This window comes from Sphingomonas sp. (assembly GCF_019635515.1).
Lineage (GTDB): Bacteria > Pseudomonadota > Alphaproteobacteria > Sphingomonadales > Sphingomonadaceae > Sphingomonas.
Genome location: NZ_JAHBZI010000001.1, coordinates 2,422,852 through 2,432,733, shown reverse-complemented (window position 1 = coordinate 2,432,733; position 9,882 = coordinate 2,422,852). Strand labels below are relative to the sequence as shown.

General features: G+C 65.9%; 6 protein-coding genes. 3 read left to right on the top strand and 3 right to left on the bottom strand.

The features are described from left to right. Positions 1-2,647, top strand: a 2,647-nt coding sequence (locus KF730_RS12175) for an Ig-like domain-containing protein (protein WP_294095609.1), incomplete at its 5' end; no start/stop codon positions are given. A gap of 83 nt (positions 2,648-2,730) precedes the next feature. Here the strand turns inward: KF730_RS12175 and KF730_RS12170 are convergent. Genes KF730_RS12170 through KF730_RS12160 form a run of 3 tightly spaced genes read right to left on the bottom strand, consistent with a single transcriptional unit; the run spans position 2,731 to position 5,745 of the window. Beyond that, the gene (locus KF730_RS12170; protein ID WP_294095606.1) at positions 2,731-3,252 is read right to left on the bottom strand and encodes a hypothetical protein; all 522 of its coding nucleotides are present in this window, start codon (positions 3,250-3,252) and stop codon (positions 2,731-2,733) included. Between the two features lies 1 nt (position 3,253). Continuing rightward, on the bottom strand, positions 3,254-3,604 hold the full coding sequence (locus KF730_RS12165; protein ID WP_294095604.1) for a response regulator: 351 nt from the start codon (positions 3,602-3,604) through the stop codon (positions 3,254-3,256). Further along, a complete protein-coding gene (locus KF730_RS12160) occupies positions 3,601-5,745 on the bottom strand; it encodes a PAS domain S-box protein (RefSeq protein WP_294095602.1) in 2,145 nt (714 codons plus the stop codon). The genes KF730_RS12165 and KF730_RS12160 overlap by 4 nt, the downstream gene beginning before the upstream one ends. Positions 5,746-6,133: 388 nt before the next feature. Between KF730_RS12160 and KF730_RS12155 the strand changes: the two genes are divergently transcribed. After that, positions 6,134-8,023 (top strand): EAL domain-containing protein, encoded by a 1,890-nt coding sequence (locus KF730_RS12155; RefSeq protein ID WP_294095600.1) that lies wholly within the window; start codon positions 6,134-6,136, stop codon positions 8,021-8,023. Beyond that, the gene (locus tag KF730_RS12150; protein WP_294095598.1) at positions 8,023-9,882 is read left to right on the top strand and encodes a CHASE4 domain-containing protein; all 1,860 of its coding nucleotides are present in this window, start codon (positions 8,023-8,025) and stop codon (positions 9,880-9,882) included. Before KF730_RS12155 ends, KF730_RS12150 begins: the two co-directional genes overlap by 1 nt.

The window sequence follows — 9,882 nt, the reverse complement described above, 5'->3', positions numbered from 1 at the left end:
GATCGACCTCTCAAGCTCGATCACCGGCGTCCACACCAGCATCGCGATCGGCACGGCGCCAGACCATGGCACGGTCAGTATGGTGGGCGATGTGGTCACCTATGTCCCGGCCACGGGCTATTACGGTGCGGACAGCTTCACTTACACCGCCACCGGCCCGGGCGGCACCTCATCAGCGGCCACGGTCTCGCTGATGATCGCCACCCCTCCGGCACCGACCGTTGCGGACAAGAGCGGCGTGGCGGTGGCGTATAACAGCGCTGGCACCACGATCGACCTGTCGGCTTCGATCACCGGCCTGCACAGCCTGATCCAGATCGGCACCGCGCCTGCGCACGGCACGACCAGCATCGCGGGCGATGTCGTGACCTACGTCCCGACGGCCGGTTACTATGGCGCGGACGGCTTCACCTATACCGCGACGGGCCCCGGTGGCACGTCGAACGCGGCGACGGTGAGCCTGATGGTCGCCACGCCGGCGGCTCCCGTGGCGGCGGACAAGAGCGCGACGGTGGCGTACAACAGCCCGGGCACCGCGATCGACCTCTCAAGCTCGATCACGGGCGTCCACACCAGCATCGCGATCGGTACGACGCCGGTGCACGGTACGGTGAACATTGCCGGCGATATGATCACCTATAAGCCGACCGCGGGATACTATGGGGCCGACAGCTTCACCTATACCGCGACCGGCCCCGGCGGCACCTCGAATGCCGCCACGGTCAGCCTGACAGTCGCGGCGCCGCCCGCGCCGGTCAGCGCACCGGGCACCGGCAGCGTTGCCGGCGCGTCCGCGGTCAACGCCAATACCAGCGTCGATATCGACCTCTCGGCTTTGGTCACCGGGGAATATGACTCGATCGCGATCGAAACGCCGCCGGCGCACGGCACGGTGACGCTGCGTGTCACCGGCGGGCAGGCCGCCACCGGCGAGCAGCATGCGCAGGCTGTCGGCCGCACCATCGCGACCTATCGCCCGGCAACCGGTTTCGTCGGTATCGACACCTTCACCTTCTACGCGTCCGGCCCTGGCGGCAGGTCCGCAGCGTCGGCGATCTCGATCAATGTGGTCGGTTCGCCTCCGGTCGCCCAGACCAAGACGGCGGCGACCGGCGACGGCCAGACGGTATCGGTGGAACTGACCACGGGCGCGACCGAAGGGCCGTTCACCGGTGCCGCGGTCGTCAGCGTCACCCCGGCCAATTCGGCGACCACCCGGATCGTCGATAGCGGAACCGGGGCGACGCGGAGCTTCCGCCTCGAGGTGACGCCGAATGCGCGCTTCTCGGGCAATGTCACGGTCGGCTACACGTTGAGCAACGCCTATGGGGCTTCGGCACCGGCGACGGTGACGGTAACTGTCACCGCGCGTCCGGATCCGACCGCCGATCCCAATGTTCGCGCCATCAGCGATGCGCAGGCGGAGACAGCGCGCCGCTTCGCCCGCGGGCAGGTCGCCAACTTCATGCGCCGCACCGAGCAGTTGCATAATGGCGGCGGAGGCTCGAACGCGATGGGCGTCACGCTGACGTCGCGCGACAGCCATGGCCTGGTCCGCCAGACCCCGGCATTCGACGCCTCGGCGCTGGAGATCACCGAGCGGATGCGTCCATCGGCGGAGGATCCGATGCTGGGCCGGGTGGCAAATATGCGCGACAGCCGCGGCAATCGCGCGGACATGCTCGGCACGATGTCGGCGGTGAGCGGCTACAGCGGCCTGGCGACCGGCAAGGCGCGCAGCGGCGCCGTGGCCGGACCGGACCGGCCGGTGCTGAGCGCGGACAATGACGATGCCGGCAGCGGCGAGCGTCAGAAGGGATCGCTGGCGATCTGGAGCGGCGGCGCGATCGACATCGGCACCCGCGATGCGACCACGGCGCGCTCCAAGATCACCGCGACGACCTCGGGCCTCAGCGCGGGCGTGGATATCAAGCTCGCCGATAGCCTGGTGGCGGGTATCGGTGGCGGCTATGGCAACGACGTTACGCATATCGGCGGATCGGCGGCGCGGGTGCGCAGCACGAGCAGCCTGTTCGCGGCCTATGCCAGCTTCTCGCCGGGCAACTCGGCGTTCGTCGATGGCATGGTTGGCTTCGGTGACCTCAGCTTCGGCACCCGCCGGGCGGTGGCCACGCTCAACGTCAACGCGCTGGGCAGCCGCGATGGCCATTATACCGTGGGTGCGATCGCCGCCGGGCTCGATCGGCAGGGCGAGAGCCTGCGCTGGTCGGTCTATGGCCGTGGCGAGTTCCTGAAGGCCCGGCTGGATGCCTATACGGAGACGGGCGCGGGCCGCTACAATCTGCGTTTCGACCAGCGCGACATCGGCTCGCTCACCGGCACATTGGGGGCACGGATCGAATTCACCGGCAAGACGGGTTTCGCGACGATCACGCCGCGGCTTCGCGCCGAGTGGAACCATGAGTTCGCCGATGCCGATGCGCAGTTCCTCGACTATGCCGACATTCCGGGTGCGTCGTTGTTCAGCTTCACCACCCAGGGCTGGTCCCGCGATCAGCTGCAACTGGGTGCGGGCGCCCGCTTCGCCTTCCCGAACCTTTGGAGCTTCGACATCGAAGCCGGGGTGCGCGGCGGCAGCGGCGAGAAGGCCGGCACGCTCAGAATCCAGATCTCGAAGGAATTCTGAGGCGCGGGCGGCTCAGTCTATGGCAAGATTGAAGCCGCTCCCCGGCGATGGCCGGGGAGCGGCTCAAACCTGCAGGATTTGATCTAGCGCAGCGTTGCGAGGGCCGCGGCGAGTGTCTTGTATTCGTCCTGCCGCCCGGCTTGCCTGCTATAGCCCATCCTGGCCGCCTGTTTCTCGCTCCAGCGGTCGGGCGCGACATTGTGGCAGACCTGCATGTAGAGCGTGGCCGACGCGTATTCATATCCGCCAAGATTAGTGAGGCCGAGCCGGTGGACGACGAACTCGCCGTCGCTCGGGAAGATCACCGTCGGCCGGCGCTTCGAGCACAGCACATATTCGACCCGCGGCGCCGTGTCCCATTTGACACGCAGGCGCGGCGTGTAGCGCCGGGGCGGATCGCCGAACGCGCCGTGCACCGAATTACCCGAGCGGCTCGTCAGCTTGCGCAGCACTTCGCCATTGCCGCCGCGCACGCGTTCGATGCTCTTGATCTGCTGCCAGCCGCACTCGCCCTGGCGGCACGAGATGCGAAGCACGCCGGTTGGCGTCTTGGGAGCAGGGAAGGCGTCCGGTACGGCGGCCAGCAATGCGAGCGAAAGGATCATGTCATTCCCCCAATAAGGTGTTGAGCGCCCGGCCGATATCGGCGGTCCGGTACGGCTTTTCGATCATTGGCGCGCCGAAGCCCTCCGGCGCATTGCCATAGCCGCTGGCGAAGGCGAACGGCACGCCCCGCGCGCGCAGCAATTCGGCGATCGCGTTGCTGCGCTCGCCTGCCAGATTGATATCGAGGATGGCGGCATCGAGCGGCCCCTCGGCGAGCGCCAGCCCCTCGGAGAGCCGGTTGGCGGGGCCGATGGTGATGCAGCCGAGCTCGTCCAGAATGTCCTCAAGGTACATCGCCACCACTGGCTCGTCCTCGACGACCAGCACGCGCAGGCCGGTCAGGACGGTCATTCGGCACCCTCGGGCAGCGGCGCATCGACGGTGCAGACCACTCCTTGCGGGCGGAAGTCGATCGTCACGCTGCCGGCCAGTTCGGCGGCCAGCCCGCGCTCGATCATCCGCGTGCCGAAACCACGCCGCTCGGGCGGCTGCACCGCGGGGCCGCCGCTTTCCTCCCACACCAGCGACAGCCGCGGCGCGCCTTCACCACGCATTCGGGCCCAGCGGATGGTGACCTTGCCTTGCGGCTCGGACAATGCGCCGTGCTTGACCGCGTTGGTCGCCAGTTCGTGGATCGCGAGCGCCAGGCTGATCGCGGTCTTGGGCATGATCACCAGATCAGGCCCGTCCAGCGTGAAACGTGCCGATCCGCCGTGCGGGCGCACCGCGTCGCTGATGATCTGGGTCATCGACACCAGGCCCCAATGCTCGCGGGTCAGCAAATTATGCGCCTCGGAAAGCGCCGCCAGCCGCCCCTCAAACGCGCGCCGCGAGGTCGCTGCGTCACGGTCGCCCTTCAGGCTCTGCTGGGCGATGCCCTGAACGATCGCCAGCGTGTTCTTCACACGGTGGTTGAGCTCGTCAATCAGCAGGCGCAAGTGCGTCTCGGCGCGCTTGGCCTCGGTCATGTCGCGGGCGATGGCGTGGATGCCGGTGGGATTGCCCTCGGCATCGGTGGTCAGCCGCGAATTGATTTCCCATACCAGCTCGCGCCGATCCTTGGCGCGCACCTTGATCGTCAGCCGCGTCGATCCGCCCCTGATCAGCTTCTGCTGGAGCGCGCCCAGGCTGATCGCGAACTGATCGGGATCCATGAAGTCGCTGACCGGGCGGCCCAGCACTTCGGCCTCGGTGTAGCCGAGCGCGCTCACCACCGCCGGATTCACCGAGGCGATGCGCTGATCGAGCGTGAGCGTGATCAAATAGTCGTTGGCCTGTTCGAAAATGGTTCGGAACCGGGCTTCGCTATCGCGCAATTCCTCCTCGGCGCGCTGCCGCTCGGTAATGTCGAACGAAACGCCGACGAATCGGCTCGGCCGGCCATCGTCATAATCGATACGGCTGCCATGGCTTTGCAGCGCGCGCTCCTCGCCGGTATCGGCGCGGCGGATGCGGTATTCGATCGTATAGGGTTCGCCTTGCTCGAAACAGCGATACGCCGCCTCGCGCGCCATCTCGCGGTCCTCGACGACGATACGGTCGAGCCAGTCCTCGACAGTCCCGCGCAGGTCGTCGCGCCGCACCAATCCGAGCAGGTCGAAACGGTTGGCGGACCATTTTCCTTCCATCGTTTCGAGGTCGAGCTCCCAACTCGCCATGCCCGCGCTCTCGGTGGCGAGCCGCAGGCTTTCCTCGCTCCTGCGCAAGGCATTTTCCGATTCGCGGCGCTGAGTCACGTCGAGCGTCACCGCAAGCACGCCGAACGGCTTGCCTTCCGGGCGGCGGATCACCGCGACCGAATTGTTGACCCAGACGATCCCGCCATCCTCGCGGATATAGCGTTTCTCATGCGTATAGGGCACGCCCTCGCGCACCGCGCGTTCGAACATCGGCACGTTGCGGCCAAGATCGTCGGGATGCGTGATCGACTGCATGGTCCGCCGCAAAAGCTGCTCACGGCTCCACCCGGCGATCTCGCAGAAGCGGTCGTTGACGAGGGTAAAGGTGCCGTCGAGATCGACCTGCGCGAAGCCGGCCGTGGTCTGGCTGATGAATGCCGATAGCTGCGCCTCGCGCTCGCGCAACGCCAGCTCGGCTTCCTTGGCCTCGGTCACGTCATGGGCGACGCCGATGAAGCCGATATGCTCCCCCGCCGCGTTCCAGCGCGGCTGCGAGGTCGATTGCAGCCAGCGCCAAGCGCCGTCGGCACGACGAAAGCGTCCCTCGAGCGAGAAGGTCTTGAGGCTGGCCTCGCCATCCACAGATGCCTGCAGCAGGCGCGCGATATCGTCGGGGTGAATGATCGCGCGCCAATCGAAGGTCAGCGCGTCTTCATAGGATCCGCCGAAAAACTCGACATAGGCGCGGTTGACGAAACTACGCTGGCGATCGAGCCGGGTCACCCACACCGCGACGGGCGCGCTGTCCGCGATCAGGCGGAACTCGTCTTCCCCCACCGGAAGCGGCGCGTGTCCGGCTTCCTGTTCGGTCATGGAACGGGGTGCGCTGGAAAGGGCATCCTCGTCATCACTACCGGTAACGTCCGGGGAATCAACGGGGATCGCGTGCGGCGGGGAGGGGAGTGCAAGCCGAAGCCGCCAGAGGGATCGTCGAGCGGCTTCGGCTTGCTCCCGAATGCGCGCTCTTCGGGCGAGAAGAGGGGCGCATGGAACTGTCTTACAGGCGAAGCCTTCGGGAAAGTGGGCTTGCGCAAGCATGTCTCTACCCGGACAATTGCGGCGGCGATATTCCGGGAAAATGCGGACCCGCGGCTTAACCGGTTGGCGGCCGTGCTCCGCTCGCAAAGCCGCGGCGTTTTACGCCTCCTTAACGCTATCCGCTTACCCCGTTTCGGATAGTCTAAAGGGGGATTTCGGCACCGTGCGCATTCTGATCGTGGACGACGAACCGGCGATGCATCAGTCGTACCGCCAGGTCTTCGGCGGGAACCGCGCCGGCGCCGGCGATGCCGCGCTGGGCGCCATGGCCGCCGAACTGTTCGGCGACGATGACAATGCAACCGCATCGGCCATGCCCGACGCGCCCGCCGATTTCGACTGCGACTATCATATGCAGGGCCTCGACGCGGTCGCCGCGGTGCAGGATTCGATCGAGACCGGCGAGCGCTTCTCGGTGGCCTTCATCGACGTTCGCATGCCTCCGGGCATCGACGGCAAGGAAACCGCCAAGCGCATCCGCGCGCTCGATCCCGACATCAATCTCGTGATCGTCACCGGCTATTCCGATTTCTCGCCGCTCGACATCAGCCGCGCCGCCGGCCCCGCCGACAAGATCTTCTACATCGCCAAGCCGTTCCAGGCCGAAGAGGTGATCCAGACCGCGACTGCGCTGTCGCACCGCTGGGAAGCAGATGCCCAGCTCAAGGGCGCGATCACCTTGCTCGAGGAGCAGAAGCTTGAGCTGGCCGCCAATGAATCGCGCGCCGTTCATATCGCCAATCACGATTCGCTGACCGACGCGCCCAATCGTCTCGCTTTCCTGCGTGCCTTGGGCATGGCGGTGAAGAGCGACCAGTTGTTCGCGATGGCGATGATCGATCTCGACCGCTTCAAGCTGGTCAACGATACGCTCGGTCATCTCGTCGGCGACGAGCTGATCCGCATTGTCTGCGAGATCCTTCAGGATCAGTTCGGCGAGGAGGGCATGGTCGCGCGGCTGGGCGGCGACGAGTTCGCGATCCTGTTCCCGATCAGCGGCGAAGACGATGCCGTGATGCAGTCCGAACGCGCGCTCAAATCCTGTTCGGCCAGCTTCAAGGTCATGGGCCATTCGGTGCAGGGCGGTGCTTCGATCGGTCTGGTCGTGGTCGAGCCTGGCTCGACTGGCGACCCCATCGATGTGATGCGCCGCGCCGATCTCGCGCTCAATGAAGCCAAGCGCCAGGGTCGCGGTATCGTCCGCCTGTTCGACGACAGCATGGACGAATCGATCCAGTTCCGCCGCCAGATCGAGAACGGCCTGTCGGGCGCGATCCAGAAGGGCGAATTGAAGCTGGTCTTCCAGCCGATCGTCGCGCGCGAGGGCTTGGCGATCACCGGTTTCGAAGCGCTGATCCGCTGGTGTAGCCCCGAATACGGCATGGTCTCGCCCGGCCTGTTCATCCCCATCGCCGAGGAATCGAACCTCATCCACGAACTGGGCGACTGGGTGATCGACGAGGCGGTCCGCACGCTCAAGACCTGGCCGGGGCAATATGTCTCGGTGAACTTCTCGCCACGCCAGTTCCGCCGCCACAATTTCGTCGGCCATGTCGTCGAGCGCGTCACCAATGCCGGCGTCGATCCGCAGCGTTTCCAGATCGAGATCACAGAAACCGCGATCTTCGACAATGTCGAGCGCGCCGCCGAGACCCTGTTCAAGCTGCGCCAGATGGGCTTCCGCATCGCGCTGGACGATTTCGGCACCGGCTATTCGAGCCTCTACAATATCCGCCGTTTCGCGCTCGATTGCCTCAAGATCGACCGCAGCTTCGTCGATGGCATGGGCAAGGAGCGCGAGAGCGCCGCGATCGTCCATTCGATCATCCATCTCGGCCGCGCGCTGGGCATGGAGGTCGTTGCCGAAGGCGTCGAGACCGAGGCGCAGCTTCAGGCGCTCCGCGTCGCCGGCTGCAGCCATTTGCAAGGCTATTATCTCGCCCGGCCAATGCCCGCCGAGGATGCGCTGGCACTCGCCCAGCGCGGATCGATGGTCGATACCTCCACGCAGGACCTCGACGAGCAGGAACCGGGCAACGGGACCAACGGCTGATGCTCCGCAGCCTGAACGAACGGGGTGTGCGCCTGCGCGCGCCGGCCTCGCTCGGCGCCAAGCTTGTATGGATATTGACCGGCGTCGGCTTGCTCGGCGCCGTCGCGCTCGCATTGTTTCTCGCCACCGTCATCACGCCGGGCTTCAGCAAGCTCGAGAATAACGCGGTCGATGCGCATGTCGCGCGCACCGAGGCCGTGATTCACGATCTCACCGCCAAGGTTGAGAACGCCGTCCGCGACTATGGCGACTGGAATTCGAGTTACGACTATATGGCCGCGCCCACCAAGGCGTTCGAGGAGGAGAGCTTCTCGACACTGGCGATGGTCAATCTCGATGTGAACGGCATGGCCTATGTCGGCAATGACGGCAAAATCGTCATCGCCCGCTACATCGACAAGGAAACCGACGTTCCGGCGATGCGCGAAAAGCTGGTGCGGGCGATCGGGCGTCTGGACGTGAAACAGGCGCTGAACGGCAACAGCTCCGCCGGCTTCTATCTCGAACTCGGCGAAACCCTCGCCGCGGTTGGCGTCGCGCAGGTCCGCCGCAGCGACGGGAGCGGAGAGCCACGCGGTTATGTGCTCATGGCGCGCGCGATCAATTCGGCGCAGCTCAGCAATCTGCTCCAGCTGAAAGCGAGCCTCGCCCTCGCCAATCCAACGAACCAGGTCACCAAGACCGCCACGCGGACGCGTGTCGAAATCACCGTGCCGATCCCGGGCGCGGACGGCAAAGCCATTGCCACCGCCGCTTATTCGGTGCCGCGCGAAATGTCCGCTCTGGGTCTGCAGATGCTGATCATCGCCGTGATCGGGTCGTCGGTGGTCCTGGCCGTCGCCTTGTGGGTGCTGCGCCGGCTCATCGCGCGTCTCGTCCTCAAGCCGCTCAACCGCGTCGAGCGTCACATGGGTCTCGTCCGCCAGTCGGGCAATCTCAGCCTGCTCACCGACGAGCGCAGCAATGACGAGATCGGCAGCCTCGTCACCAGCTTCAATTCGATGCTCGCCCAGCTCAAGGATTTGCGCGAGCAGCTCGAGACGCAGAGCTTTGCGCTCGGCCGCAGCGAAAGCGCGGTCGCAGTGATGCACAATGTCCGCAACGCGCTCAACCCGATCAGCACCGTGCTGAGCCAGGGCGTCGCCCGCGAAGCGGCGATCGACCGCAATATCGTCGATCGCGCTCTGTCCGAGCTTGCCAAGGAAGAGGTACCGGCGGCGCGGCGCCAGAAGCTCGTCGCTTTCGTCGCCGCCGCCAATCAGGCGTTCGAAGAGGAACGCGCCGACCGCAAGCAGCAGTTCCAGATCGGTCGAGAGGCGCTTCACCACGTTCTCGAAATCATCGGTAGCCAGCAGCAGGCGGCGCATGAGCGTCCGCCGCTCGACGCCTGCGACATCACCGATATCGTCGCGCAGAACGCCACCATCGCCCGCTATTCGGGCGATATCTCGATCGCGTTCAGCTTTCCGGGCAAGCCGCACTGGGTGATGGCGAGCCGGGTGATCCTCAGCCAGGTGGTCGGCAATCTCTTCTCCAACGCCGCCGAAGCGATCGCCGCGACGGGCCGCACCAGTGGAAGCATCTCGGTATCGATCGCCGAGAAGGATGATCGCGTCGAAATCTCGATCCGTGACGATGGCGAAGGCTTCGATCCCGCCAATGCGCCGACCCTGTTCCAGCGCGGCTTCTCGACCCGCGCGCACAAATCGGGCGGGCTCGGCCTGCACTGGTGCGCCAATTCGATGCTGGCGATGGAAGGATCTCTGGAACTGCGCAGCGACGGCAAGGGAACGGGCGCGCGGGCGATCCTGACGCTGGGGCAGGCGAAGCTCGACAGCAGCAGGGCCGAAGCTGCCTGA

Coding starts and splice junctions, on each gene's coding strand:
- KF730_RS12165 (WP_294095604.1), bottom strand. CDS start 3,604: ATGACCGTCCTGACCGGCCTGCGCGTGCTGGTCGTCGAGGACGAGCCA.
- KF730_RS12170 (WP_294095606.1), bottom strand. CDS start 3,252: ATGATCCTTTCGCTCGCATTGCTGGCCGCCGTACCGGACGCCTTCCCT.
- KF730_RS12160 (WP_294095602.1), bottom strand. CDS start 5,745: ATGACCGAACAGGAAGCCGGACACGCGCCGCTTCCGGTGGGGGAAGAC.
- KF730_RS12150 (WP_294095598.1), top strand. CDS start 8,023: ATGCTCCGCAGCCTGAACGAACGGGGTGTGCGCCTGCGCGCGCCGGCC.